The 25,958-nt window shown below is 69.3% G+C and carries 24 protein-coding genes; 11 read left to right on the plus strand and 13 right to left on the minus strand.

Going from position 1 to position 25,958, the window contains the following annotated elements:
* Positions 1-13: 13 nt before the first annotated feature.
* From ACYQPG_RS22080 to ACYQPG_RS22105, 6 genes are all read right to left on the minus strand, one after another.
* A complete protein-coding gene (locus ACYQPG_RS22080) occupies positions 14-1,441 on the minus strand; it encodes a pyruvate dehydrogenase complex dihydrolipoamide acetyltransferase (RefSeq protein ID WP_461231769.1) in 1,428 nt (475 codons plus the stop codon).
* A 4-nt stretch (positions 1,442-1,445) separates the two neighbouring features.
* On the minus strand, positions 1,446-2,039 hold the full coding sequence (locus ACYQPG_RS22085) for a Uma2 family endonuclease (RefSeq protein ID WP_419830228.1): 594 nt from the start codon (positions 2,037-2,039) through the stop codon (positions 1,446-1,448).
* An 18-nt stretch (positions 2,040-2,057) separates the two neighbouring features.
* On the minus strand, positions 2,058-2,345 hold the full coding sequence (locus ACYQPG_RS22090) for a DUF5076 domain-containing protein (protein ID WP_419830229.1): 288 nt from the start codon (positions 2,343-2,345) through the stop codon (positions 2,058-2,060).
* A gap of 70 nt (positions 2,346-2,415) precedes the next feature.
* Positions 2,416-3,861 (minus strand): pyruvate dehydrogenase complex E1 component subunit beta, encoded by a 1,446-nt coding sequence (locus ACYQPG_RS22095; protein ID WP_461231770.1) that lies wholly within the window; start codon positions 3,859-3,861, stop codon positions 2,416-2,418.
* Positions 3,862-3,915: 54 nt separating this feature from the next.
* Entirely contained in the window at positions 3,916-5,004 is a 1,089-nt protein-coding gene (gene pdhA, locus ACYQPG_RS22100) for a pyruvate dehydrogenase (acetyl-transferring) E1 component subunit alpha (protein ID WP_147907969.1), read from the minus strand.
* A 194-nt stretch (positions 5,005-5,198) separates the two neighbouring features.
* On the minus strand, positions 5,199-5,510 hold the full coding sequence (locus tag ACYQPG_RS22105) for an FtsB family cell division protein (protein ID WP_147907970.1): 312 nt from the start codon (positions 5,508-5,510) through the stop codon (positions 5,199-5,201).
* A 102-nt stretch (positions 5,511-5,612) separates the two neighbouring features.
* Here ACYQPG_RS22105 and ACYQPG_RS22110 point away from each other — a divergent pair, with 102 nt between their 5' ends.
* A complete protein-coding gene (locus ACYQPG_RS22110) occupies positions 5,613-6,794 on the plus strand; it encodes an adenylate/guanylate cyclase domain-containing protein (protein ID WP_147939188.1) in 1,182 nt (393 codons plus the stop codon).
* 171 nt (positions 6,795-6,965) lie between these two features.
* Here the strand turns inward: ACYQPG_RS22110 and eno are convergent, their stop codons facing one another.
* A complete protein-coding gene (gene eno, locus ACYQPG_RS22115) occupies positions 6,966-8,255 on the minus strand; it encodes a phosphopyruvate hydratase (RefSeq protein ID WP_147907972.1) in 1,290 nt (429 codons plus the stop codon).
* 166 nt (positions 8,256-8,421) lie between these two features.
* On the minus strand, positions 8,422-8,628 hold the full coding sequence (locus ACYQPG_RS22120; RefSeq protein WP_147939190.1) for a hypothetical protein: 207 nt from the start codon (positions 8,626-8,628) through the stop codon (positions 8,422-8,424).
* 125 nt (positions 8,629-8,753) lie between these two features.
* Between ACYQPG_RS22120 and queF the strand changes: the two genes are divergently transcribed.
* On the plus strand, positions 8,754-9,206 hold the full coding sequence (gene queF, locus ACYQPG_RS22125) for a preQ(1) synthase (RefSeq protein ID WP_147907974.1): 453 nt from the start codon (positions 8,754-8,756) through the stop codon (positions 9,204-9,206).
* Between the two features lie 64 nt (positions 9,207-9,270).
* On the opposite strand, the gene ACYQPG_RS22130 is transcribed toward queF, so the two are convergent.
* Complete coding sequence (locus tag ACYQPG_RS22130) at positions 9,271-9,597, minus strand: hypothetical protein (RefSeq protein ID WP_147907975.1); 327 nt, start codon at positions 9,595-9,597, stop codon at positions 9,271-9,273.
* Positions 9,598-10,135: 538 nt separating this feature from the next.
* Between ACYQPG_RS22130 and ACYQPG_RS22135 the strand changes: the two genes are divergently transcribed.
* The gene (locus ACYQPG_RS22135) at positions 10,136-10,804 is read left to right on the plus strand and encodes a class I SAM-dependent methyltransferase (protein WP_147939192.1); all 669 of its coding nucleotides are present in this window, start codon (positions 10,136-10,138) and stop codon (positions 10,802-10,804) included.
* A 6-nt stretch (positions 10,805-10,810) separates the two neighbouring features.
* On the opposite strand, the gene kdsA is transcribed toward ACYQPG_RS22135, so the two are convergent.
* Together kdsA and ACYQPG_RS22145 are read right to left on the minus strand one after the other, a co-directional pair.
* Positions 10,811-11,701: a 3-deoxy-8-phosphooctulonate synthase gene (kdsA, locus tag ACYQPG_RS22140; RefSeq protein ID WP_461231771.1), complete on the minus strand. Its 891-nt coding sequence runs from the start codon at positions 11,699-11,701 to the stop codon at positions 10,811-10,813.
* Positions 11,702-11,711: 10 nt separating this feature from the next.
* Complete coding sequence (locus tag ACYQPG_RS22145) at positions 11,712-12,197, minus strand: hypothetical protein (RefSeq protein WP_147907978.1); 486 nt, start codon at positions 12,195-12,197, stop codon at positions 11,712-11,714.
* Between the two features lie 190 nt (positions 12,198-12,387).
* On the opposite strand from ACYQPG_RS22145, the gene ACYQPG_RS22150 reads away from it, so the two are divergent.
* Positions 12,388-13,401 carry an alpha/beta fold hydrolase gene (locus ACYQPG_RS22150; protein WP_461231772.1) on the plus strand — a complete coding sequence of 338 codons (1,014 nt, stop codon included), beginning with the start codon at positions 12,388-12,390 and terminating at the stop codon, positions 13,399-13,401.
* A 168-nt stretch (positions 13,402-13,569) separates the two neighbouring features.
* Here the strand turns inward: ACYQPG_RS22150 and ACYQPG_RS22155 are convergent, their stop codons facing one another.
* Entirely contained in the window at positions 13,570-14,745 is a 1,176-nt protein-coding gene (locus ACYQPG_RS22155; RefSeq protein ID WP_461231774.1) for an amidinotransferase, read from the minus strand.
* A 210-nt stretch (positions 14,746-14,955) separates the two neighbouring features.
* Between ACYQPG_RS22155 and ACYQPG_RS22160 the strand changes: the two genes are divergently transcribed.
* The 6 genes from ACYQPG_RS22160 (at position 14,956) to ACYQPG_RS22185 (ending at position 21,399) form a co-directional block, all read left to right on the plus strand.
* Positions 14,956-16,092, plus strand: coding sequence for a flippase-like domain-containing protein (locus ACYQPG_RS22160; protein WP_147907980.1), 1,137 nt, complete (start codon positions 14,956-14,958; stop codon positions 16,090-16,092).
* Positions 16,083-16,697 carry an MlaC/ttg2D family ABC transporter substrate-binding protein gene (locus tag ACYQPG_RS22165; protein ID WP_147907981.1) on the plus strand — a complete coding sequence of 205 codons (615 nt, stop codon included), beginning with the start codon at positions 16,083-16,085 and terminating at the stop codon, positions 16,695-16,697. Before ACYQPG_RS22160 ends, ACYQPG_RS22165 begins: the two co-directional genes overlap by 10 nt.
* A 102-nt stretch (positions 16,698-16,799) precedes the next feature.
* A complete protein-coding gene (hpnI, locus tag ACYQPG_RS22170; protein WP_147907982.1) occupies positions 16,800-18,008 on the plus strand; it encodes a bacteriohopanetetrol glucosamine biosynthesis glycosyltransferase HpnI in 1,209 nt (402 codons plus the stop codon).
* Positions 18,009-18,064: 56 nt separating this feature from the next.
* The gene (gene hpnJ / locus ACYQPG_RS22175; RefSeq protein ID WP_147939195.1) at positions 18,065-19,498 is read left to right on the plus strand and encodes a hopanoid biosynthesis associated radical SAM protein HpnJ; all 1,434 of its coding nucleotides are present in this window, start codon (positions 18,065-18,067) and stop codon (positions 19,496-19,498) included.
* Between the two features lie 120 nt (positions 19,499-19,618).
* Complete coding sequence (gene hpnK / locus ACYQPG_RS22180; RefSeq protein ID WP_461231775.1) at positions 19,619-20,461, plus strand: hopanoid biosynthesis-associated protein HpnK; 843 nt, start codon at positions 19,619-19,621, stop codon at positions 20,459-20,461.
* 62 nt (positions 20,462-20,523) lie between these two features.
* Positions 20,524-21,399, plus strand: coding sequence for a bifunctional helix-turn-helix transcriptional regulator/GNAT family N-acetyltransferase (locus tag ACYQPG_RS22185; RefSeq protein ID WP_461231776.1), 876 nt, complete (start codon positions 20,524-20,526; stop codon positions 21,397-21,399).
* A 68-nt stretch (positions 21,400-21,467) separates the two neighbouring features.
* Here the strand turns inward: ACYQPG_RS22185 and ACYQPG_RS22190 are convergent, their stop codons facing one another.
* Positions 21,468-24,134 carry an MMPL family transporter gene (locus ACYQPG_RS22190; protein ID WP_147907986.1) on the minus strand — a complete coding sequence of 889 codons (2,667 nt, stop codon included), beginning with the start codon at positions 24,132-24,134 and terminating at the stop codon, positions 21,468-21,470.
* 659 nt (positions 24,135-24,793) lie between these two features.
* On the opposite strand from ACYQPG_RS22190, the gene hpnH reads away from it, so the two are divergent.
* Entirely contained in the window at positions 24,794-25,957 is a 1,164-nt protein-coding gene (gene hpnH / locus ACYQPG_RS22195; protein WP_147854312.1) for an adenosyl-hopene transferase HpnH, read from the plus strand.
* Position 25,958 lies beyond the last annotated feature (1 nt).

Consider the following 25,958-nt stretch of genomic DNA (forward strand, 5'->3'; position numbering starts at 1 on the left):
TGCGTGCTCCGGCTCAGACCAACATGCCCATCGGGTTCTCGATCAGCCCCTTGAAGGCCGCGACTAGCTCCGCGCCCAGCGCACCGTCGAGGACGCGGTGGTCGCAGGACAGGGTGGCGGTCATCACCTGGACCACCGCCGGGGCGCCGTCCTTGACGACGACGCGCTTCTCGCCGGCCCCCACCGCCAGGATGCTCGATTGCGGCGGGTTGATCACCGCGGTGAAGTGCTTGATCCCGAACATGCCGAGGTTCGACACCGAGGTGACGCCGCCCTGGTACTCCTCCGGCTTGAGCTTCTTCGCACGCGCCCGGGCGGCGAAATCCTTCATCTCCTTCGAGATGGTGGACAGGGTCTTCTCGTCGGCCCGGCGGATCACCGGAGTGAACAACCCGCCGTCGATCGCCACCGCGACGCCGACCTCGGCCTGCTTGAAACGCAGCACCCGGTCCTCGGCCCAGACCGCATTGGCGGCGGGCACGCGGGTGAGCGCCAGGCCCATCGCCTTGATGACGAAGTCGTTGACCGACAGCTTGAAGGCCGGCTTGCCGTCCTTGTCCTTGCCCGCGGAGGCGTTGAGCGTCTCGCGCAGCGCCATCAGCGCGTCGAGCTCGCAATCCACCGTGAGGTAGAAGTGCGGGGCCACCTGCATCGCCTCGGTGAGGCGCTTGGCGATGGTCTTGCGCATGCCGTCGAGCGGCACCTCCTCGTAGGAGCCCTTGGCGTAGAAGCCCCGGACCTGATCGAGGGTGAGGCCGGCCGGCGCCCCGCCCACGGGCGCCGCCTTCGGAGCGGGCGCTGCCGCCTTGGGCGCCTCGGCGGCGGGCTGCTGGGCGGCCGGCGCCTTGGTGGTCCCGGAGGCCTTGGCGGCCTGGACGTCGCGAGCGATGATCCGCCCGTGCGGGCCGGTGCCCTCCACGGCGGCGAGCTCGACGCCCTCCTGCTTGGCGATCCGGCGCGCGAGCGGCGAGGCGAAGACCCGGCCGCCCGAACCGCCCTGCTGCTGCGGCGCGGTCCCGCCCGGCTGGGCGCCCTCCGGCGCCGCGTTCACCCGCTCGTAGGACATGTGGCCGCCGCCGGGCGTGGTGTTCTGGTCGGCCGGCGCCGGCTCGGCCGATGTCGGCCCGGATTTTGGCTGGGCCTTGACCTCCGGCTCGGCCTTGCCGCCGCCCGTGGCCGGCACGCTCGACGGATCCTCGCCTTCGACGGCGATCACCGCGATCAGGTCGTTGACCGGCACGTCGGCGGTGCCCTCGGGCACGACGATCTTGGCGAGCACGCCCTCGTCGATCGCCTCGACCTCCATGGTCGCCTTGTCGGTCTCGATCTCGGCGAGGATGTCGCCGGATTTCACGGCGTCGCCCTCCTTCTTCAGCCACTTGGCCAGGTTGCCCTTCTCCATGGTCGGCGAGAGGGCGGGCATGAGCACGTTGATCGGCATGGCATCAGGTCTCGGGCAAGGCCGGGGCGGCCGGATCGTCGAAAGGAAACAGGTCGTCCAGGGGGAACGGGACGGCGTCGAAGGGCGGCAGGGCCACGGTCTCGCCGCGCTGGATCGTGGCCAGCAGCAGCCAGCGCCCGTCCATCAGGGCAAACCCTTCCAGCACGCCCGCGGCCGGATCGAGCAGCCAGAGGTGGCCGATCCCCGCCTCCGCGTAGATGCGGCGCTTGGGACCGCGGTCGAGGCGCATGGTGGACGGCGACAGGATCTCGCAGACCCAATCCGGCGCGGTCGTGATGAAGGCATCCGCGGGTTCGGTCGGCATCCGCTCGCGGCGCCAGCCAGCGAGATCGGGCACGACCACGTGAGGGTCGAGATGAAGCTCCGGCTCGATCATGAAGATCCAACCCCCGGGACCCCCACGCCCACGGCTGAAGGTAAAATCGAGCTCGCTGGAGAGCCGTACTGCCGCGCTGGCGTGCCCAGGCCGCGGACGCGGGTGTGTCTCCAGGGTGCCATCGATGATCTCGGCGACGAGATGCTCCGGCACGGCCACGAGATCGGCGTAGGTTGCCAGTCGGATCGCTGCCTCAGCCATGGTCGGATGCCGCCATCGCTAGTTGAAGCCGCCGGGGTCGAGCCCCTCGGCCTCCCAGCCGGCGCGGATGCGCTCGAACGCCTCCTCTTCCGACATGTCGGTCTCCAGCGCGTAGGCGCGGGCCGCCTGCCGGCCGAGGTCGAGCAGCAGCCGTCCCCAGGTCGCGGGATCGTCGAACGACCGACGCAGCGCCACGCTCACGGCACCGTCCACCACGGCCGCGCGCAGCACCTCAATGCCGCCCTGCGCGCGGGCGTCCGGCGGGACGGCCAGCTCGACGAAGTCCTGTGTGGGATCCTGGCTCATGGCGCGCCGGCTGGTTTCCGAACCCGTTCGAGGCAGACGGACGGGGCTGCGGCGCCGCCCGCGAGTCCCGTCACTTGTAGCAGACGCTCTTGGCCGCCTCGACGACCTCGGCCACGGTCGGCAGAGCGAGCTTTTCCAGGTTCGCCGCGTAGGGCATCGGCACGTCCTTGCCGGTGATGCGCAGGACCGGGGCGTCGAGGTAGTCGAAGGCGTCGACCATCAGGCGGGCCACGATCTCGGCGCCGATGCCGGATTGCGGGAAGCCCTCCTCCACGGTGATGCAGCGGCCGGTCTTCTTCACCGAGCGCACCACCGTCTCGGAATCCATCGGGCGGATCGTGCGCAGGTCGATCACCTCGGCCTCGATGCCCTGCTCGGCCAGGGCCTGGGCGGCCTTGAGCGCGTAGGTCATGCCGATCGCGAAGGACACGATGGTCACGTCCTTGCCGGTGCGGTGAACCCGCGCCTTGCCGATCGGCAGCACGAAGTCGTCGAGCTGCGGCACCGGGAAGGACTGGCCGTAGAGGATCTCGTTCTCCAGGAAGATGATCGGGTTCGGGTCGCGGATCGCGGCCTTGAGCAGGCCCTTGGCGTCCGAGGCCGTGTAGGGGGCGATCACCTTCAGGCCCGGCACGTTGGAGTACCACGCGGAATAATCGTGGCTGTGCTGGGCGCCGACCCGGGCGGCCGCGCCGTTGGGGCCGCGGAACACGATCGGGCAGCCGAGCTGGCCGCCGGACATGTACAGGGTCTTGGCCGCCGAGTTGATGATGTGGTCGATCGCCTGCATGGCGAAGTTGAAGGTCATGAACTCGACGATCGGCTTCAGGCCGGACAACGCCGCGCCGACGCCGATGCCGGCGAAGCCGTGCTCGGTGATCGGGGTGTCGACCACCCGCCGGGCGCCGAATTCCTGCAGCAGCCCCTGCGTGATCTTGTAGGCGCCCTGATACTCGGCGACCTCCTCACCCATGACGAAGACGTCGCCGTCGCGGCGCATCTCCTCCGCCATGGCGTCGCGCAGGGCCTCGCGGACCGTGGTGGTGACCATCGGGGTGTTGGCCGGGAACTCCTCCATCACCGGCTCGTCGGCCTTGTTGGTGATGATGGCCGGCGCCGCCGGCGCGTTCGGGGCGTCGGAGCCGGTCTTGGCCGCCGGGGCGGGCTTCTCGGCCATCCCCTCGGCCTGCATGTCCGGCGTCGGGGCCGGGTGGCCGCCCGCGCCGTTGGGCTTGGCCTTGCCGCCGCCGGCGGCCGCCTCGGCCACGTCCTCGCCCTCACCCGCGATGATGGCGATCGGCGTGTTGACCGCGACGCCCTCGGTGCCCTCCGCGATCAGGATCTTGGCGAGCACGCCCTCGTCGATCGCCTCGACCTCCATGGTTGCCTTGTCGGTCTCGATCTCGGCCAGCACGTCGCCGGATTTGACCGGGTCACCCTCTTTCTTCAGCCACTTGGCGAGCTTGCCCTCCTCCATGGTGGGGGAGAGGGCGGGCATCAGGATGTCGGTCGCCATGCTCAGCTCTGCGGTCGTCTTTTCGGTCGGGGCGGCCAGGGTTTCGCGGACGCGCTAGGCGTGCGCATCCAGCAGGATGTCGGTCCAGAGCTCGGCGGGATCCGGCTCGGGATCGTTGGTGGCGAACTCGGCCGCCGCGTTCACGGTCTCGCGGACCTTGGCGTCGGTCGCCTTGATCTCCGCCTCCGGCACCCCGTGCAGCTCGAGCAGGCGCTTGCGCACCATCTCGATCGGGTCGTGCTCGTCGCGCATCTTCGAGACCTCGTCCTTGGTCCGGTACTTGGCCGGATCGGACATGGAATGGCCGCGGTAGCGGTAGGTCTGCATCTCCAGGATGTAGGGGCCCTTGCCCGAGCGGGCGTGCTCGACCGCCCGCGCCGCCGCCTCGCGCACCGTGCGCACGTCCATGCCGTCGACCTGCTCGCCCGGGATGCCGAAGGAGAGGCCGCGCTTGGAGAAGTCGGTCTGCGCCGAGGCCCGGGCCACCGAGGTGCCCATGGCGTAGCGGTTGTTCTCGATCACGTAGACCACGGGCAGCTTCCACAACGCCGCCATGTTGAAGCTCTCGTAGACCTGGCCCTGGTTGGCCGCGCCGTCGCCCATGTAGGTGAGGCTGACCTTGCCGTTCTCCCGGTAACGGTCTGCGAAGGCTAGGCCGGTGCCGAGCGAGACCTGGGCGCCGACGATGCCGTGGCCGCCGAAGAACTGCTTCTCCCGGCTGAACATGTGCATGGAGCCGCCCTTGCCACGGCTGTAGCCGCCCCGGCGCCCGGTCAGCTCGGCCATGACGCCCTTGGGGTCCATGCCGCAGGCCAGCATGTGGCCGTGGTCGCGGTAGCCGGTGATGACCTGGTCGCCGTCGACCGAGGCCATCTGCATGCCGATCACCACGGCTTCCTGGCCGATATAGAGGTGGCAGAACCCGCCGATCAGGCCCATGCCGTAGAGCTGGCCGGCCTTCTCCTCGAAACGCCGGATCAGCAGCATCTCGTGATAGGCGTGGAGATCTTCTTCGCGGTTGAATTGCGGCATGTTGGGCGCCGGCTTGTGCGCGTCGATAACCTGAGCGCTTCCAGCCTCCGAGCTTCCGATCTGCGGTTGCGAGGACGAATCGTCCTTCGCAGGCTCCTTGGCAGCGTCCATCGGCGCTCTCCCCGTGATTCCACGCGACTGGAACGGGGTGTAGGACAGCACCGTTTGGAAAGCGAGGGTGGACGCTCTGACAGGTCGCCCCTCTTGTCAGAGCGAAACGACGGCATCGCCCCGACCGGGAACTACCGGCTTTCAGGGCGCGACAGGGCTGACCTCAGGTCGCAGCGCGACGGCAGGGCGTGATCTCAGGGTGTGATGATGACCACGTCGTTGGCGTGGACGCGGCCCAGCACGATCCGGGCGCGCTCCTCGAGGAGGTCGCGGTCGATCTGGTCGCTCTTGAGCAGGGTGACCCGGTGCTCCCAGGTCGCCCGCTCCGCCCGAACGGCGGCGAGTTCCCGGGTGAGGCCGTAGGCGCGGATCTTCAGCACCTTCTTGGCTTCGAGGCCGCGGTTGCCGCTCTCGGCCTGCCACACGAAGAAGCCGACCACGAGCGCCGACAGGGTCCAGAGACCCAGGGGCAAAACGACCATTCTGACGCGGCGACGGACGACCATGGCGCCAGCCTCGCGCGGAAAGGTTAACGGAGTTTTTCGGTGCTGCCGGTTCGTGCCCATCGGGTATGATCCGGACCCAGGGAAGGGAACTCCGGCGCACCGATGGACATGACGGAGCTGACGCGCTGGATCGCGGAGCACGCGACCGCGACCGACGACCACGACACGATGCTGGCCCGGGTCTGCGAGGCCCTGTGCGCGGCCGGCGTCCCGCTCTGGCGGGTCAGCGTCATGTCGCCGGCCATCGACCCGACGGTGCGGGGCGTCAGCCTGAACTGGCTCCTCGACCAGGGTCTGACCTTCGTGCCGAATCCGCACGGCGCCGAGCAGGAGGCCGACTGGCTCCGCAGCCCGATCTTCGCGATGCTGGAGCGGGGCCAGACCTTCGGACGCTGGCGCCTCGACAGCCCCGGTCCGGAAACGGATTATCCGATCCTGCACGCCCTGCGCGCCGAGGGCGGCACCGAGTACGCGGTCCAGATCGTCGGCTTCGCACCCGGCACGGCGTTGCGCGGCATCGCGATCTCGTTCTGCACCCAGGCCCGCGCGGGCTTCTCGCAGGCCGACCTCGCGGCGGTCGCGGCGGTCATGCCGACCTTCGCGCTGGCGGTGGCCAAGCTCGGCCTCGGGCATACCCTGCGCGAGGTCACGGCGACCTATCTCGGGCGCTCCACCGCGGAGCGGGTCCTCGACGGGCAGATCCAGCGCGGCCAGGGCCGGGCCGTCCCGGCCGCGATCTTGCTCACGGACTTACGCGGCTTCACGGCCCTGTCCGACCGGGCCGACCCTTACGACATGGTCGCCTGGCTCAACGAGCATTTCGACGCGCTGGGCGATCCCGTGGCCCGGCACGGCGGCGAGATCCTGAAATTCCTCGGCGACGGCTTCCTGGCGATCTTCCCGGTGGCCGACGCCGGCATCCTGCCCTGCCCCGTCTGCAACAGCGCCCTCGACGCCGCCGCGGACGGGCTGGCGGCCAACGCCGCACTCAACGATCGCCGCCGGGCCGCGGGGCTACCGGAACTGACGGCCGACTGCGTCGTGCATTTCGGGACGGTGGTCTACGGCAATGTCGGCACCGAGCGCCGCCTCGACTTCACGGTGATCGGGCGGGCGGTGAACGAGGCAAGCCGGATCGAGAGCCAGTGCGAGGCGCTCGGCCACACGCTGCTGGTCTCGGATTCCTTCGCGGAGCGGTGCGCCCGGCCGCTGGAGCCGGTGGGGATCATCGAGCTGCGGGGGCTGGCGCGGCCGCAGAAGGTCTGGACGCTGCCGGCGGCGTGAACCGGCGCAGGCGCACTCGGATACCAACCCCGTCATTCCGGGGCCCCGCAGGCGAGCCCCGGACTCCAGGACCGCCCACGGTGCACGGTCCTGACGCGACGGAGTTTCTGGATTCCGGGTACCGCCTCGCGGCCCCGGAATGACAAGGTGGTTTATACGGCCGTTGACAGATCAGCCGCGCGCCAGGTGCTTGATCGCCGCGGGTCCGGCGTAGAGTGCCTGCGGACCGAGGCCCTCCTCGATGCGGATCAGCTGGTTGTACTTCGCCAGTCTGTCGGAGCGGGCCAGCGAGCCGGTCTTGATCTGCCCGCAATTCGTGGCGACCGCGAGATCCGCGATGGTCGAATCCTCCGTCTCGCCGGAGCGGTGGGACATCACCGCGGTGTAGCCGGCGCGCTGGGCCATATCGACGGCCGCCAGGGTCTCGGTGAGCGAGCCGATCTGGTTGACCTTGATCAGGATCGAGTTGGCGGTCTGCTCCGCGATGCCCCGGGAGAGGCGCTCGACGTTGGTGACGAACAGGTCGTCGCCCACGAGCTGGCAGCGCGCGCCGATCTTGTCGGTCAAGAGCTTCCAGCCGGCCCAGTCGTCCTCGGACATGCCGTCCTCGATCGACAGGATCGGGTAGTTGGCGACCAGCTGGGCCAGGTAATCGACCTGGGCCTCGATGGACCGGGTCGTGCCCTCGCCCTCGTACGCGTAGGCGCCGCCCTTGAAGAATTCGGTGGCGGCGCAGTCGAGCGCCAGCGCGATGTCGGTGCCCGGCTTGAAGCCCGCGGCACTGATCGCGTCCATCACGAAGTCGAGGGCGGCCTCGGCCGACGGCAGGTTCGGGGCGAAGCCGCCCTCGTCGCCGACATTGGTGTTGTGGCCGGCCTTCTTCAGCTTGCCCTTGAGGGTGTGGAACACCTCGGAGCCCATGCGCACGGCGTCGGCGAGCGACTCCGCGCCCACCGGCATGATCATGAATTCCTGGAAGTCGATCGGGTTGTCGGCGTGCGCCCCGCCGTTGATGATGTTCATCATCGGCACCGGCAGGACCCGGCCCTGCACGCCGCCGACGTAGCGGTAGAGTGGCAGGCCCGAGGCCTCGGCCGCCGCCTTGGCGACCGCGAGCGAGACACCGAGGATCGCGTTCGCCCCGAGGCGCGCCTTGTTGGGGGTGCCGTCGAGCTCGATCATCGCTTCGTCGACCGCGACCTGATCCTCGGCCTCCATGCCGCCGATCGCGTCTAGGATCTCGGTCTGTGCGGCCTCGACCGCCTTGAGCACGCCCTTGCCCATGAAGCGGCTCTGGTCGCCGTCGCGCAGCTCGACCGCCTCGTGGGCGCCCGTGGACGCCCCCGACGGGACGGCGGCGCGGCCGAACGAGCCGTCCTCCAGCAGGACATCGACCTCGACCGTGGGGTTGCCGCGGCTATCGAGGATCTCGCGGGCGCTGATATTGGTGATCGCGGTCATTACAGGTCCTCTCGCGGGGCCGCTTGTCGGCAGCGGCGGCCCCGATCCGGGGTGCGGCGCATCGCGGCGGCTTATCCGTCAAGCCGCGTCCGGCGGCAAGCATCCGGTTAGGCGGCGCCTGTGCACGTGTCGTGACAGCGATGAAGCGCAACGCTGACGTGCGGGCCTACCGCACGCGCAGCGGGGCCGGGTGCCGGACCGGCGTCGCGGCCAGGGATCGGTTCAGCCGGCGCAGCTGGACGTCGTTGCGGGCACAGAGGTCGTGGCTGGTCATGGCATCGAGCATGCGCTGGACCGCGTCGTCTTCCCGAGCGCGGGCGGGAGCGGCTGCAGCCGCGACCATCGCAATCAACCCGAAGGCAACGAGACGCATCGTATCGTACCGGCTTAGGACAGCGTCGACGGCCACCCGCTGCACGGATCGTGACGGAAACCGGTAAAGAATTGGTCGCGGCGCGCATGGGTGCGTCGGACCGCACGCGGGCTTATAAAGACGCCATGACCACGCCTGAGACCCTGCAGCTCGGCCAGCCCACCCCGCTGCCGTCCTCCCCCGCGGATGCCCGCCTCGACCGGGTGCCGAACCCGCATGCCGATACCGATTACGTGGCGCGGTTCACCGCGCCCGAGTTCACCTCGATCTGCCCGGTCACCGGCCAGCCGGATTTCGCCATCCTGGTAATCGACTACGTGCCGGGCGACTGGCTCGTGGAATCGAAGTCGCTCAAGCTTTATCTCGGCGCGTTCCGCAACCATGGGGCGTTCCACGAGGATTGCACCGTGGCGATCGGCAAGCGCCTGCGCGACCTGCTGGAGCCGCGCTACCTGCGGATCGGTGGATACTGGTACCCCCGCGGCGGCATTCCGATCGACGTGTTCTGGCAGACCGGCGAGCCGCCGAAGACGATCTGGCTGCCTGACACCGGGGTCGCCCCCTATCGCGGTCGCTGACCGGACATGAAAAAGGCGACCGGCTCGCGCCGGTCGCCCTTCAGATCCGTTGGGATCGTCGCCCTTAGTAGGGGGCGCCGTAATAGCCGCCGTACGCCGGAGCGCCGTAGCCGTAAGCCGGGGCGCCGTAGGTCGGGCCGTAGCCGCCACGGTTGTAGTAGTTGTTGGCCGCGCCGGCAGCGACCGCGCCGGCCGCCAGGCCGGCAATCCCGAGGCCGATGGCCGCGCCGGTTCCGATGCCGCGACGTCCGCCCCGGTAGCCGTAGCCGTGACCATAGCCGTGGCCGTATCCACCATGGAAGCCGTACGGACGGGCCTCGGCGCCGGTCGTGGCGGCGACGCTACCGAGGGCCAGGGCGGCGGCGGTGGCAATGATACCGATCTTGCGCATGACGTTCCTTCTCGATCCTCGATCGAACATGCCCACCAACGTGGCTGCACGACGAACGGTTCCGAGTTTTCACGTGCGGATTTTGATAACCATGACGGCCTGAACGACGGTTCATCTCCGCATCGTAGGCCAGAATCACTGCCGGTGGCCTGGGCACTCGCAAGTGCCAGCCACTGATCTTGTGAATACTTTCCGCATCATGGTGCGCCTGCACCGGGCGGGTGTCGCGTCGCGGGTGAGGGCGGGGCTTTGGTGCCGCGACCGTCCGACCGCCCGGTTCCTATCTCACGCCCGTTTCGAGGGACGAAGGTCCCAATCTCACCCCCGTCCTGAGGTGTGACGGGGCTAGCCCTCCAGAGGTCGCGCGGCTGGCTGGAGGGCGCCTTCGAGGTCTTCCAAGCTCAGGATGCGGGCGCGACCGGAGAGACGTCCGACGCAATCCCAGCCGGTATGACGCCGGCTCGCGCATCCCGTTCCAAGCGGAAACTGCTTACCTACGCTGGCGCCGCGAACGGCGCGGTTCCGGAAAGCCAACGCCATGGATGCCCTCACGCTGATCCGCGACACCTTCGCGCCGCTCGCCGGCAAGCGCATCCTCGACATCGGATGCGGACCCGGGACCCTGGCGAAACGGCTCGCCGAGGACGGCGCGTTGGTCACGGGCGTCGATCCGGGCGAGACGGCCCTGGGCAAGGCCCGCGACGCCGTGCCGGCCGCGCGATTCGAAGCCGCCTCGGCCGAGGCCCTGCCGTTTCCCGACGCGCATTTCGATGCCGCCGTGATGGTCAATGCCCTGCATCACGTGCCCAACCCCACCGCCGCCCTCGGCGAGGCGGCCCGGATCCTGGTGCCGGGTGGGACCCTGGTGGTGGTGGAGCCCCTGGCCGAGGGCAGCTTCTTCGACGCCCTGCGACCGATCGAGGACGAGACGGCGGTCCGGGCCGCAGCGCAGGACGCCATCGCGTCGGCCCTGGCGGCCGGGACCTTCCTGTGCCGCCAGGACGTGACCCTCGCCCGGCGCGAGAGCTTCGCCGACCTGGACGGTTTCCTGGCACGGGTCAGCGCGGTCGATCCCGCCCGCACGGCGACGATCCGGGACCGGCGGCCGATCGTCGAGGCGGCCTTCCTGGGCGCGGCCGAGTGCGAGGCAGACGGGCGCTACGCCCTGGTCCAGCCCCTGCGGATCCACGTGCTCCGGCCGGCTTGACCGCGCTCAGGCGTAGCGGCGCTTGGCCAGGCGATCGAAGGCGATCAGGTCCTCGAGCAAAGCCGGCAGGTCGCGCAGGGCGACCATGTTGGGGCCGTCCGACGGGGCCCGGTCTGGATCCGGGTGGGTCTCGATGAACACCCCCGCCACGCCGACCGCTACGGCGGCCCGGGCCAGCACGGCGACGAATTCGCGCTGGCCGCCGGAGCTGGCGCCCTGCCCGCCCGGCTGCTGCACCGAATGAGTGGCGTCGAACACCACCGGCGCGCCGTGGGTCACCTGCGCCATGATCGGCAGGCTGCGCATGTCCGAGACGAGGGTGTTGTAGCCGAACGAGGCACCGCGCTCGGTGACGATGACGTTGGGGTTGCCGGCCTCCGTCACCTTGGCGGCGACGTGCTTCATGTCCCAGGGGGCCAGGAACTGTCCCTTCTTGATGTTGACCGCCCGGCCCGTGGCGGCGGCCGCCAGGAGGAGGTCGGTCTGGCGGCACAGGAAGGCCGGGATCTGGAGCACGTCCACGGCCTCGGCGGTTGGCGCGCAATGCTCGGCGGCGTGCACGTCTGTCAGCACCGGCAGGCCGAGGGATTCGCGGATCTCGGCGAAGACCGGCAAGGCGCCTTCGAGGCCGATGCCCCGCGCGGCGCTCCCGGACGTCCGGTTGGCCTTGTCGAACGAGGTCTTGAACACGAGGCCGATGCCGAGACCCGCAGCCATCTCCTTGAGCGCTGCGGCGATCTCCAGGGCGTGGCTGCGCCCCTCGAGCTGGCAGGGGCCGGCGATCAGCGTCAGCGGCAGGTGATTTCCGAAGCGCGCCGCGCCGACCTGGACGACGGGACCGACCTGGACGACGGGACCGACCTGGACGACGGGACCGGGTGTTGCGTTTGTCGACATGGGCAGCGCTCTACCCCGCGCGGCGGATTCGCGAAACCCCGGCCCGGGGTGCGACCCGGCAGACCGTCAGGTCGTCCCGGAGCCCATCCGTCCGGGGTCCGGTCTCGCACAGCATCAGCGCCCGGCTGGTGCCGCCCCGCCGCGGCGCGTCGGCCAGCAGGCTGTCCTGGTGAAGGTTGAGCGCCAGCACCTCGGCCGCTTGCGGCTCCGCGCCGGTGAGCGCCCGGGCGGCCAGCCCGACCAGGACGAAGAAGGCGATTCCGGGCTCCCGGTCGCGGGAGGCGATGGTGATCCGGGCCGGTGCCCGGCAATCGAGGCTCATCCGCTCGGCATCCTGGGCCCGGAACACCGCGTAGGGCCCCTCCCGGCCCGCGAGCGAGGCGCCCGTGATCCGGATCACCTTGGCGGCAAGCGCGTCGCAGGCATCCGCGGCCCGGGCCGGTACCGCGGCGAGGACCAGGGCGCCGGTGAGGACGGCCACGGCGGGGAAGCGCATCGTCGGAAATTCCTTGTGGGGGCTCCGGGCCACGGACCGGCGGGACGCGAGACAGATAGCGCGGGCCGGCGCGGCCGCGAAGATGCGCGTCGCCGCCACTCGGACAGGGTATCCTGTAGACAGGGCGTCCTGCCCGCCCGATCTGAGCGGACGGCGCAACGCCCCTCGCCGCTCAAGCTTCCGGCAGCCCATGCTCAGATCCGTCCTCGCCCTCACCCTCCTGGCCGTGGCTATCCCGGCCCTCCCGCTTCCGAGCGCTGCTGCGGCCGAGCCGGCCTACGGGCCCGAACTCGAAGGGTTCGAGTACCCCTTCCCGGTCGAGCGCTTCACCCTCACGTCGCAGCGCCAGGACGTGCAGATGGCCTATCTCGACGTGCGGCCCGCGACGCCGAACGGGCGCACCGCGGTGCTGCTCCACGGCAAGAACTTCTGCGCGGCGACCTGGGAGAGCCAGATCCGGGCGCTGACCGGGGCCGGCTACCGGGTGATCGCCCCGGACCAGATCGGGTTCTGCAAGTCGAGCAAGCCGGCCGCCTATCAGTTCACCTTCCGGCAGCTCGCCGAGAACACCCACGCCCTGCTCGACAAGCTCGGGGTCGCGCGGCCGATCCTGGTGGGGCATTCCACCGGCGGCATGATGGCCGCGCATTACGCCCTGCTCTACCCGAAGGACGTCGCGCAGCTGGTGCTGGTCAACCCGATCGGCCTGGAGGATTGGAGCGCCAAGGGCGTCCCCCCGGTCTCGGTGGAGCAATGGTACCAGCGCGAGCTCAAGGTCTCGGCGGCTTCGATCCGCGCCTACGAGACCGCCACCTACTACGCCGGCCAGTGGGAGCCCCGCTACGAGCCCTGGGTGACGATGCTGGCCGGGCTGAACGCCGGCCCGGGCAAGGAGGTGGTCGCCTGGGACTCGGCGCTCCTCTACGACATGATCCTGACCCAGCCGGTGGTCTACCGCCTGCCGCAGATCGCGGTGCCGACCCTGCTGATGATCGGCCAGAAGGACAACACGGCGATCGGCAAGGACCTCGCCCCGCCGGACATGCGCAGCAAGCTCGGGAACTATCCGGAGCTGGGCAAGGCGGCGGCCAAGGCGATCCCGGGGGCCAGGCTCGTGGAGTTCCCGGCGCTCGGCCACGCGCCGCAGATGTCCGATCCCGAGGGGTTCAACACGGCGCTGATCGCGGGGATTTCCGCGCCGTGACCGGCGGGCGCCACACCGTGAAGCCGCGCGCGTTCTCGCGGGGGTGCCAGCGTTGCACGGGCGCTTGAACACCCGCCTCGTCATCCCGAGGCCGCCTGCAGCGCCCCGGGATGACGCGGTGCTTTGTCCTGCGGACGGCGTTGGACGCCGTCACGCAGCTCCGAAACCCTAGAAATACGACTTCAGCACACCGCGGCGGCGGACGTCGAGGGTGGCGCAGTGGAACGAGCCGCCGAACGGACCGTAGCTGAGGAACGGCGCCGGGATCGGGTCGAAGCCCCAGTCCTTGAGCGCCTTGATAAGGGTCGGCTGGCTCTGGTCCACGACGATCTTCTTCTCGGTGATCGCCAGGACGTTGATCGAGGTCCAGGGCGAGCACATCGAGATCTTGCTCATGAAGCCCTCGACCGGGTCGGGGCGCGGGGCGATCAGCACGTCCCACTTCTTGAGCACGGCGGGCAGCTTCTCGACGTCGATGTAGTCCGGGTTCACCAGTACCTTGCCGGGGGCGAGCGGCATGAACGACGAGTCGATGTGCATCGGCTGCGGGCAGCGGCTCTCGATCTCGTGGATGCGGAAGCCCGGGCCGAGGTGGCGGCGCAGCCACTCGATGCCCATGAGGTTGGTGACGTTCGAGCGGGTCACGAACAGGTCACGGCCGCAGCGGACGAAGTCGGCGGCGTCGAAGACCGGCTCGAACTCGTTGACCGTGAACTGCATGGGCTCGCCGGCCTTCAGGTTCGGCACCCGGTAATCGTAGTTGTAGAGGTCGTCGGTCAGCTGCGGGCGCGGGGCCGAGGTCCAGCGGGCGCCAGCGCGGAAATACTCCTTGAACAGCGACCGGTAGGCGTCGCCCTCGAAGTAGCGCGAGCGCCAGCACATCGGGCTCTCGATGATCTCGTCGCCGATGACCAGGTACGGGTCGCGCGGGCAGGCGACGCAGAAGCCCCGGGAGGTCCAGCGCGGCGCCTTGAATTTGCGGGAGAAGTCCACCGCGTCCGGGCGGCGGATCTTGACGCCCTCTCCGGCGAGGATCTTGATGAAGTTGTCGAGCTCCTGCTGCGCGAGCTTCTTCATGAACTTCGGGTATTTCCAGCCGCTGGCGAAGCGGTAGAACGGCTGGGCCGCCCGCGGCAGGTTGAAGATCACCGTGAGGTGATGGGTCGGGATGGTGGCGCCGTCGAGGGATCCGACGATCACCTCCTCCAGCGGGTCCCACTCGTTCCAGGCCATGACCGGGGAGTGAGGCGCCGGGACGCCGGGCTCTATTCCGCCCCGGAGGCCGCCGGCATGCGTGTCGTCGCTCACGGCCTCAACGGCCGTGATCGGTGATTCGCGCTCCATGACGTGTGCCCCTTCTGCGACGTGCCGCGGTCTTCTGCGCGGGCTCCTCGGCCCGGCCACCGCTTTGGCCCCCGGTGTGTCAAACGGGTGATAGACACCGGTAATCCGTGCTGCAACGTGGCAGAAACGTTCTTGGCCGCCCGGACCTATTTCTGCCGCGACCGTGACCGATTTCCCGCATCAAGCCACTTGCGAGCTTGAAAGACCATTATGAAGCGCCTGACGACCTTGGCCTCGATCGCCGGTCTCTGCACGGTCGTCGGCCTGTTCATGTCCTCCGGCTTGGAGGACGTGTCGGCCGCCGTCATGAGCGCCGGCTGGGGTGCCGCCCTGGTGGTGGTGGCCCGCCTGGCCGCCGTCGCCTGGGCGGGGCTCGGCTGGCACATCGTGTTCCCCGCGGGCATGGCCCGGCTCGGCGACTGCGTGTCGCTGCGGTTCGTGCGCGAGGGGATCAACACGCTGCTGCCGGTGGCGACCGTGGGCGGCGATTTCGTCGGCGCACGGCTGATGTCCAAGCGCGGCGTCCCCGGTGCCATGGCCGGCGCCAGCATGTTCGTGGACCTGATGACGCAGGCGCTGACCCAGCTCCTGTTCACGGTGATCGGCCTCGGCCTGCTGGTCCTGATCGCGGGCGACGGGCCGATCGCCCGGACGGTGGCGGGTGGCCTGGCCGTCGCTGTGCCGGCGCTGGGCGCCTTCTACCTCATCCAGCGGCGGGCCGGGCACCGGATCATCCAGGGCCTGATGACCCGCTTCGCCTCCGGCCGTGAATGGCGCGCGTTCGGTGCCATCGACCAGCTCTACGACAGCCTGCGCCGGATGTACGGCAACCATGGCCGCTTCGTCGCGGCGCTGGCGATCCACCTCGTCGGCTGGGTCATTGGGACCCTCGAAGTCTACATCTGCCTGCATTTCATGGGTTACCCGGTCGACTTTGCTCAGGCGCTGGTGATCGAGAGCCTGGCCCAGGCGGTCCGCGGCGCGGCCTTCGCGGTGCCGGGCGCGCTCGGCGCCCAGGAGGGTGGCCTGATCGCGCTCTGCGGCCTGTTCAACATTCCGGCCGAGGCGGCGCTGGCCCTGTCGCTGGTCAAGCGCTTCGCCGATCTCGGCGTCGGCGTGCCGGGCCTGCTGCTCTGGCACCGGATCGAGGCCAAGCTCGCGGCCGAGACCGCCGCCGAGGTCGCTGCCGAATCCGCCGCCGAGTCCGCCGCCGAGCCGGGCGCCGGCATCGGCCGCACCGCCAAGCTGGTGCCGCAACCGGCCACGCTCGGCCCGTTCTACAGCTACGCCCCGCCCCGCATGGGTTCGCGGATCGGCGACGGCGAGGAGTTGAAGAAGTGCGCCTGACCCGTCGGCTCGCGGCCGCTGTCCTCCTGGCCGCCCCCCTCTTCGCCCCGGTCTCGGCCTGGGCCGCGGACGATCCCGCGGTTCAGACCGTGCGCGACCTCTACGCCGCGTTCACCGACGCCCTGAAGGGCGGCCCGAGCCCCCTGCCCGACCGGGTCGCGGCCGTGGGGCCGGCCTTGGAGAAGGCGTTCGATTTCCCGGCCATGACCCGGATCGCGGTCGGCTCGAAATGGTCGGGCTTCACCCCGGAGCAGCAGGCGGCGGTCACCGACGCGTTCAAGCGCAGCCTGACCGTGACCTACGCCAACCGCTTGGCCCGGGCGGCCGGCGGCAAGTTCGACGTGACCCCGAAGGTCGAGGAGCGCGGCAGCCAGCGCGTGGTGCCCACCCGGGTCACCGCGGCCGACGGCGACGATTCCGCGGTCGATTTCGTGGTCAATGCCGACAACCGGATCCAGGACGTGCTGCTCAACGGCGACGTCAGCGAGATCGCCGCCCAGCGCAACGCGCTGTCCGCCCCGCTGAAGTCCGGCGGTGCCGACGGGGCGGTGAAGTTCCTCCGGCAGCGCGCCGACGGCATGCTCGCCGCAAAACCGACACCGTGACTGCCGACGTCGTACTCACAGCCGCTATGCGTGCCGTCCCGATCGGGTCGCACGCGGCGAACGCCGCCTGAGGCGGCCGGACGACCGCACGGACCCGACCGGATGGATCTCACCTCGCTGGCGCTCAACGCATTGTCGTGGCTCTCGCTGTTCTGCCTGCTCCTGGCGGCGGCGGGCTGCCTCTACGCGCTGGCGGCCGCCTACTGCGCCGGCCGGTTCGCCGCGCGTCCCGTGCCTGCGCTGGAGCCGGGCGCGCCCCGCCCGTCCGTCACGGTGCTGAAGCCGCTCTGCGGCCTCGAGCCCAACCTGTACGAGAATCTCGAGACCGTGCTGCGCCAGGATTACGCCGGCCCGGTCCAGGTGGTGTTCGGGGTGCAGAAGGCCGCCGACCCGGCCATCGGCGTGGTCGAGCGGCTGAAGCAGGCCTACCCGGCCGCCCGCATCGACCTGGTGATCGACGGCCGCCAGCACGGCTCGAACCGCAAGGTCTCGAACCTGATCAACATGGCCGAGCGGATCGCCCACGACGTGATCGTGCTGGCCGACAGCGACATGGTGGTCCGGCCGGATTACCTGGAGCGGCTCGTCGCCGAGCTGTCGCAGGACGGCGTCTCGGGCGTCACCTGCCTGTACCACGGCGTCCCGGCCTTCCGGGGCCTCTACGACCAGCTCTCGGCGCTGGCGATCGACGTACAGTTCCTGCCCAACGTGGTGATGGGCCTGAGCCTCGGGCTCGCCAAGCCGTGCTTCGGCTCCACCATCGCGTTCACCCGGACGAACCTCGACGCGGTCGGCGGCTTCCGCCGCTTCCGCAACGACCTGGCCGACGACTACGCCATCGGTGCGGCCCTGCGCGGCCTCGGCGGCCGGGTGGTGATCCCGAGCTTCACCATCGGCCATACCAGCGTCGACACCGACCTCTCCGGCCTGTGGCGGCACGAGCTGCGCTGGAACCGCACCATCCGCAACGTCGACCCGGCCGGGTATGCCGGCTCGATCGTCACCCACGCCTTCCCGCTGGCCCTGGTGGGCGCGCTCCTGCCCGGCGCCGGCACCGGCGCGCTGGTGGTGGCGGGCCTGGCGCTCGCCGGCCGGATCGTCCTGTGCCGGCAGCTCGAGCGGGCCTTCGGCCTCGCCCCGCACCCCTACGGACTGTTGCCGATCCGCGACATCCTCTCGTTCCTGAACTTCTCCTGGGCCTTCATGTCGGGGGCGGTGACATGGAAAGGTCATGATTATCACGTGGTTGCGGACGGTACCCTGATCCCGGACGCCGACCTCGGCCGTGACGCCGGCGCACCCACACGTTGAACCCGGCTCTCGCTTCCTCACCCCTCCCCCGGCAACGCCCTGAGGCCTTGAACCCCATGCGCACGCTCTTCCTCCAGGCCCCCACCTTCGACGGTTTCGACGGCGGTGCCGGCTCCCGTTATCAAGCCAAGCGCGAGATCAAGTCGTTCTGGTACCCGACCTGGCTGGCCCAGCCGGCCGCCCTGGTGCCGAACTCGAAGCTGATCGACGCGCCCCCGCACAACATCAAGCTCGCCGAGATCGTTGCCCAGGCCAACGATTTCGACCTCGTGGTGCTCCACACCTCGGTGCCGTCGTTCAAGTCGGACGTGAAGACCGTCGAGGCGCTCAAGGCTGCCAACCCGAAGCTCAAGGCCGGCCTGATCGGCGCCAAGGTGGCGGTCGACGCCGCCGGCGCCATGGCCCAGGCGCCCTGCATCGATTTCTGCGCCCGCAACGAGTTCGACTTCACCGTCAAGGAAGTCGCCGACGGCACGCCGATGTCTGAGATCAAGGGCCTGTCCTATCGCGACGAGAACGGCGTCGTGGTCCATAACGAGGACCGCGAGATCATGACGGACATGGACCAGCTGCCGTTCGTCACCAGCGTCTACAAGCGCGATCTGCAGATGGAGAAGTACTTCATCGGCTACCTGAAGCACCCCTACATCTCGTTCTATTCCGGCCGGGGATGCAAGAGCCGCTGCACCTTCTGCCTGTGGCCGCAGACGGTCGGCGGGCACACCTACCGCACCCGCTCGGTCGCCCACGTGATCGAGGAGATCAAGTACTGCCTGAAGGAGTTCCCCCAGACCAAGGAGTTCTTCTTCGACGACGACACCTTCACCGACAACCTCCCGCGCGCGGAAGAGATCGCCCGCGAGCTGGGCAAGCTCGGCGTGACCTGGTCGTGCAACGCCAAGGCGAACGTGCCGCGCGAGACCCTGAAGGTGCTCAAGGAGAACGGCCTGCGCCTGCTGCTGGTCGGCTACGAGTCCGGCAACCAGCAGATCCTGAACAACATCAAGAAGGGCATGCGCGTCGAGGTGGCCGAGCGGTTCACCAAGGATTGCCACGACCTCGGCATCGCCATCCATGGCACCTTCATCGTGGGCCTGCCGGGCGAGACCAAGGAGACGATCCAGGAGACGATCGCCTTCGCCAAGCGGATCAACCCGCACACGATCCAGGCGTCGCTGGCCGCGCCGTATCCGGGCACGTTCCTGTACAAGCAGGCGGTGGAGAACGGCTGGCTCGACATCGAGAACGCCGAACTGGTCGATGAGAACGGCGTGCAGATCGCTCCGCTGCACTACCCGCACCTGTCGCATTCCGAAATCTTCGCGGCGGTGGAAGAGTTCTACCGGAAGTTCTACTTCCGCGCCCCGAAGATCGCCTCCATCGTCAGCGAGATGGTGCGCTCCCCCGACATGATGAAGCGCCGCCTGCGCGAGGGCGTGGAGTTCTACCGCTTCCTCAAGGAGCGTCAGGGCACCGCCAACGCGGCGTAAGAACCAGGGTCCGGGGCCTGCGGCCCCGGCGGGGGCGGGGCAGCGCCCCGCACCCTCCCCAGGGCTCCGCCCTGGACCCGCGAGAGGGCTCGCCCTCTCGACACCCCTTACGAGGTCGTTGTGAAGCGTCTTGTCGTTACGGCCGACGATTTCGGGCTGAGCCTCGAAGTCAACGAGGCCGTCGAGCAGGCTCACCGTGAGGGGATCCTCACCGCGGCGAGCCTGATGGTCTCGGCGCCGGCCGCCGCCGACGCCGTGGCCCGGGCCAAGCGGATGCCGTCCCTGCGGGTCGGCCTCCATCTCGTGCTGGTGGAGGCCTGGCCGACCCTTCCGGCGGCGCAACTCCCCGACCTCACCGATGCGACCGGCCTGATGCGCGCCGACATGGCCCGCGTCGGCCTCGACCTCGCCCGGAAGCCAGCCGCCCGGCGTCAGCTCGCCGCCGAGATCGAGGCGCAGTTCGAAGCTTACCGGGCGACCGGCCTAGCCCTCGACCACGTCAACGCCCACAAGCACTTCCACGTCCATCCGCTGATCGCCGGCGCGGTGCTGCGCATCGGCCGCGGCTACGACATGCGGGCGATCCGTGTGCCCCGGGAGCCTCGCGCGTTGCTCCGCCGGGCCGAGGCCAGCGCCCGGCCCCGGCCGGCCCTGGACATCGCCCCCTGGGCGGCCCTGCTCGCCGTGCGCGCCCGCCAAGCCGGCCTGCTGATCCCGGACCGGACCCTCGGCCTCGCTTGGTCCGGCGCGATGACGCCGGCCCGGGTCGCAGCGCTCCTGGCCCATCTCCCGGACGGCCTCACCGAATTGTACACGCACCCGGCCACGGAAGGTGGCTTTGCCGGCGAGGCGCCGGGCTACGTCTACGGCGCCGAGCGCGACGCGCTGATCGCCCCCGCCTCCCGGGCGGCCGCCGACGCGTCAGGGGCACTCAGGGGCGGGTTTTCGGACTTCGCCGCGTAGCTGCTGGGCTTGACCAGTCGCCCTGATTGACCCGTCATGATACCTGACTAAAGTCAGGTATCATGACGCCCGACTCCATTGCCCGCTTCCGTCGCTTCGCCCGTGCCGTCACCGCGGAGGTCGGGGCTCTCGATAGTTCCTTCCTCGGCCGAGGCCGTCCCCTTGGGGCGGCCCGTGTGGTCAACGCGATCGGCGCCGGACGGACCGATGTCGCCGAGATCCGCGCTTATCTCGACCTCGATTCGGGTCTGATGAGCCGCTTGCTGCGGAGCCTGGAAGAGGAGGGTCTTGTCGTCACCGAGCCCCATCCGGACGATGCCCGCCGCCGGGTCGCGCGTCTGACCGAGGCCGGGCAGCGGGAATTCGCGGCCTACGAGGGCCTGTCCGACGCCCGCGCCTCGGCGGTGCTGACGCGGGCGCCCCGGGCCGAGGACCTTCTGCGCGCGATGGATCTCGTCGCCCTGATGCTCGGACGCGACAGGATCGCGATCGCGGAGGTCGATCCCCGGGGCGAGGCCGCCCGCACCTGCCTGGAGGCGTACTACGCCGAACTCGCATCCCGATTGCGGACCGGGTTCGACGTCACCCTGTCGCGCGACCCGGAGGCGGCCGCGATGGTCCGGCCGCGCGGAGCGTTCCTGCTCGCGATGGCCGACGGCCTGCCGGTCGGCTGCGTCGCCCTGAAGGGGAGCGGCGGCCCGGTCGCCGAGGTCAAGCGGCTCTGGATCGACCCCGTCGCCCGGGGCCTCGGCGTGGCCGGACGGCTGATGCAGGCCGTCGAGGACAGGGCCCGTGCATTGTCGGTCACGGCGCTGCGCCTGGACACCAACAGTGCCCTGCCGGAGGCCCTGGCGCTCTACCGCAAGACGGGCTGGGTCGAGATCGAACGCTTCAACGACGACCCCTACCCCGACCGTTTCTTCGAAAAGGTGCTCTGACGGATCGAGAGCCCGGCGTGTCCCCGCACCGGGCTCTCGATGATGCGTCCGTCCCGGTGACGAGGACGCTACTTGGCGGGCACCGGATCCGAGAGGGCGGCGCTCTTCCGAAGCGCGGCCGCCGCGGCCTTCTCGCCCTCCGGGCGGTCGTCGTCGGCTTGCGTGGGCGGTTCGCCCAGGGTCGCCGGCACCACGAAGAACGCCGCGATCAGCGTGAAGAACAGCGACAGCGCCAGCAGCTTGCCCATGCTGGCCGTGCCCGGATGGCTTGACAGCACGAGGGACCCGAAGGCGCTGCCGGTGGTCAGCGCCGAGAAGAAGATCGCCCGGGTCAGGCTGGAGGCCAGCATGTCGGTGACGCCCGCCCGCCATGCGATCACGTAGTAGATGTGGAACGCGACGCCGACCGCGAGCATCAGCGGCAGGGCGATGATGTTGGCGAAGTTCAGCGGCATGCCGATGATGCGCAGGGCCATCAGGGTCCACAGGGTCGCGATCACCAGCGGGCCCAGGGTCATCGCCACGTCCCACGGCTTGCGGAGCGCCACGGACAGGATGACGAAGATCAGCACGAACGCCGTGATGGCCGCCTGAACGAAGGCGCCCAGGATCGTGTAGGTCGACCGCGTCGTCGCCACGGGTGCACCGGTGGCGTGGGGAGCGACCTTCAGCACCTCGTCCGAGAAGGTCCGCAGCACCTCGTCGTCGTTCGAATCGCCCTTGGGATGCACCTCGATGCGGGCGCGCCCGTCCGCTGCGACCCAATCGGCCTTGAGCTGGGGCGGCAGGTTGTCGAGCGTGATCCTCTCCGGATGGAGCAGGTCGCGCAGCCGCTGGAGCAGCGGGACGAGGTCCTTCGTGAGGGCGACCGAGGCTGCCTCGCGCATCTGCACCGGCCCACCGGCGAGCGTGTCGAGGGTGCCGGCAAGCTGCTTGGCGGTCTGCACGCCCGCGGCCCCGCCCTTCCCGTCGCCCGCCACGCCGTTCAGCGCCGTGGCGGCATCCTTGAGCGCCTTGACGTTCTCGGCGTCGGTCGGCGGCGGCGGCTTGCGGCCCGGATTGAGCACCGGATCGAGCAGTTGCGCCGTGTCGGCGATGGAAGCGAGCTTCTTGTCCTGGTCCCGCGGCACGAAGGTGTCGATGCTGTTGATCGACGAGGTCACCGGCAGCGCCGCCAGCGTCTTCGTGAGGCCCGGCACCGCGTCCACGTTGGGGGCCAGCACGTCGATGAGGTTCGGGCTGGTCTCGGGGTTCTTGATCAGGTCGAGATAGGTGGCGATCGATTCGGTCTTGGTGCTGCGCAGGTGCATCGGGTTCGAGTCGAACGGCAAGTGCCAGAGCAGCGGCGCGCCGGCCAGGGTCACGAGGCCCACCGCGATCAGGATCGGCTTGCGCTTGCGGATGATCCACGGATCGACGCCGACCAGCCATTCGGTCTGCACCGCGGCCTTCTCACCCTTGGGCTTGAACACCGCGATCAGCGCCGGCAGCAGGGTCAGGGAGAACAGGAAGGCCACGACCATGCCGACGCCGGCGATCAGGCCCAGCTCCGAGACGCCCCGGAAGGCGGTCGGCAGGAACGCGAAGAAGCCCGCCACCAGCGATACGGCGGCCAGCGTCAGCGACCAGCCGACCCCGCGGGCGGCGGCCCGGATCGCGCTTTGGAGCGTCGGCTGCTCGTAGCGGTCGGCCCGGTAGCGCACCGAGAACTGGATGCCGAAATCGATGCCGAGTCCGACGAACAGGGCCGCGAACGCCACCGAGATCGGGTTCAGCTCCTTGACCATGACGAGGCCGAGGGCGGCGGTGACGATGAGGCCCGCGAAGGTCGTGATCAGCACCGCGCCGACGAGCTTGCCGGAGCGCAGGGCCAGCCACAGGAACAGCACGATCGCGCCGACGATGATGCTGTTGTTGAGGGCGGCGTCCTCCGAAAGCGTCGCGAACTCCTCGTCCGCCACCGCCACCGTGCCGGTGAGCCGCATGCGCAGGCCATTCTCGGCGTTGATCTTGAGATCCTGCGCCACGTTGCGGATCAGCTTGGTCGCCTGATAGCCGGGCTCCAGCGCGTTGAAGTCCAGCACCGGCTGGATCATCACGAACTTCATCTTGTCCGTGACACTGCTCTCGCCGTTGGCCAGCAGCTCCTGCCAGGACATCCGGGCGGGCTTGCCGTCCAGTACCTTCCGCAGGGTCGCATCGATCTGCCCCATGGGCTTGTCGAGGTCTTCGAGCTTGGCGTCTCCGGTCTTCACGCCCCGCGCGCCGAGCGACAGCACCCGCATCACGCCGCGCAGGGACGGGTCGGCCGCAAGCGGGCCGAGCAGGCCCTGCTGCTGGGTCAACTCCTCCAGCGTCTTGTCGAGCTGGGCCTGGGGCATCAGCAGCAGGCCGTTCTTGTCGAAGAACGGGCCGCCGTCGGGCCGGTAGACGGTCTCGATCAGGTTCTTGTGGGCGCTCAGCGCCTTGGCCAGGTTGGCGGCCGCCTCCTCGGTCTCCTCGGGCGTCTCGCCGTTGATCACCGCCACGAGGGTGTTGCCGCGCTGCGGGAACGCCTTCTCGAAGTTGATCTCGTCCTGGCGCCAGGGCTCCTTGGGATCGATCAGCCGCTCGACATCGGTATTGATGCGGAACAGATGCGCCGCAACCCCGAGGCTCGCGACCGTGACGAACGCCATCAGGGCGATCACGATCCACCGATACCGCACCGAGAACGCGACGAGACCTTCGATCACGAGCACCCTGCCTGTTCGCCCCGGACGCGCCCCATGCGCGACCGGCTCATCCCAAATGCCCCGGCCGGATCGGCCCGACCAGCTTCGAAGGCCTGCCGGGCTCGACGGGCCGCGTGAAGTCCGGCCCGAGATACGCCCCAAGGTCCGTGCGCGCGCAGCTGAGCCGCACAAGCAACCTTCGCGTTCGGGGAACGCCGCACCGCCCGATCTGGTCGCGCCGCGGGCGCGCGCAAGTCGAACCTGTCCGATGCGGGCCCGCGCGCAGCCGCTCGGTACGGGCCGCCCCTTGCATCGCGGCCACAGGGCTCAGTAAAGAGGGCGATCCCAGATTGCAACGCGAAGGCCGGGGCTCGGTCTTCGCCTGGGCGGATGTGCGATACCGCACTGCAATCGTGGGATCGGGATCAAAATCTTGGGATTTCGGTCGCATTGCGGACGCATTGCGCGTGCTGTCCTCAACCGTCGGGCGATCCCATCCGTCCTCCCTGCCGATCGCCGCCCGTGTGGCGCGGTTGCGTCAGGAACAGAATAAGTCGTCATGGTCCCGCCGAAACGGGATCATTTCAGATTAGTTCCAAGCTAGAGCGCTGGAATTCGTGTTTTTTTCGCGGTAAGCACCCCGATCGCCCCGGGGCCGACGCAGTCAAGGAGCCGCAATCTTGGGTATCCCCCTCCGGTACGTCGCGAAGATCGGCGGCTACATCCTCAAGCAGCACCTCACGGGCCGCAAGCGCTACCCGCTTGTGATGATGATGGAACCTCTGTTCCGCTGCAATCTCGCATGCGCCGGCTGCGGCAAGATCGATTACCCGGACGAGATCCTCAACAAGCGTCTCCCGGTTGCCGACGCGCTTGAGTCGGTCCGCGAGTGCGGTGCACCCGTGGTGGTGATCGCCGGCGGCGAGCCGCTGCTGCACAAGGATCTGCCGCAGATCGTGCAAGGCATTATCGACCAGAAGAAGTTCGCGATCGTCTGCACGAACGCGCTTCTGCTCGAGAAGAAGATCAAGGACTACAAGCCCAGCCCGTACTTCACCTGGTCGATCCACCTGGACGGCGACCAGTCGATGCACGACCAGTCGGTGTGCCAGCGCGGCGTCTACGACAAGGCAGTCGCGGCGATCGCCAAGGCCAAAGAGATGGGCTTCCGGGTCACCATCAACTGCACCTTCTTCAACAATTCCTCGCCCGAGAAGATCGCCGACTTCTTCGACAGCGTGACCCGGATGGGCATCGACGGCATCACCGTCTCCCCCGGCTACGCCTACGAGCGCGCCCCCGACCAGAAGCACTTCCTGAACCGGAAGGCGACCAAGGAGCTGTTCCGCGGCGTGTTCCGTCACGGCAAGGAGAAGGGCCGCGAGAAGTGGACCTTCCAGCAGTCGGGCCTGTTCCTCGACTTCCTGGCCGGGAACCAGACCTACCATTGCACGCCTTGGGGCAACCCGACCCGCACCGTGTTCGGCTGGCAGAAGCCCTGCTACCTGCTCGGTGAGGGCTACGCGGCGACCTTCAAGGAGTTGATGGAAGAGACCGACTGGGATTCCTACGGCACCGGCAACTACGAGAAGTGCGCCGACTGCATGGTCCACTCGGGCTACGAGGCCTCCTCGGTGGTCGATTCAGTCCGCAAGCCCTGGAAGCCACTCGTTCACGCGATCCGCGGCATCAAGACCGACGGTGCGATGGCCCCCGAGGTCAGCCTGGAGAACCAGCGCCCGGCCGAGTTCGTGTTCTCGCGCAACGTCGCCCAGAAGCTGTCCGAGATCAAAGCGGCCGGCGTCGATACCAAGCAGGAAGCCCGCAAGCGCACGGCCGCCTGAC

Source organism: Methylobacterium sp. CM6246 (genome assembly GCF_054818005.1).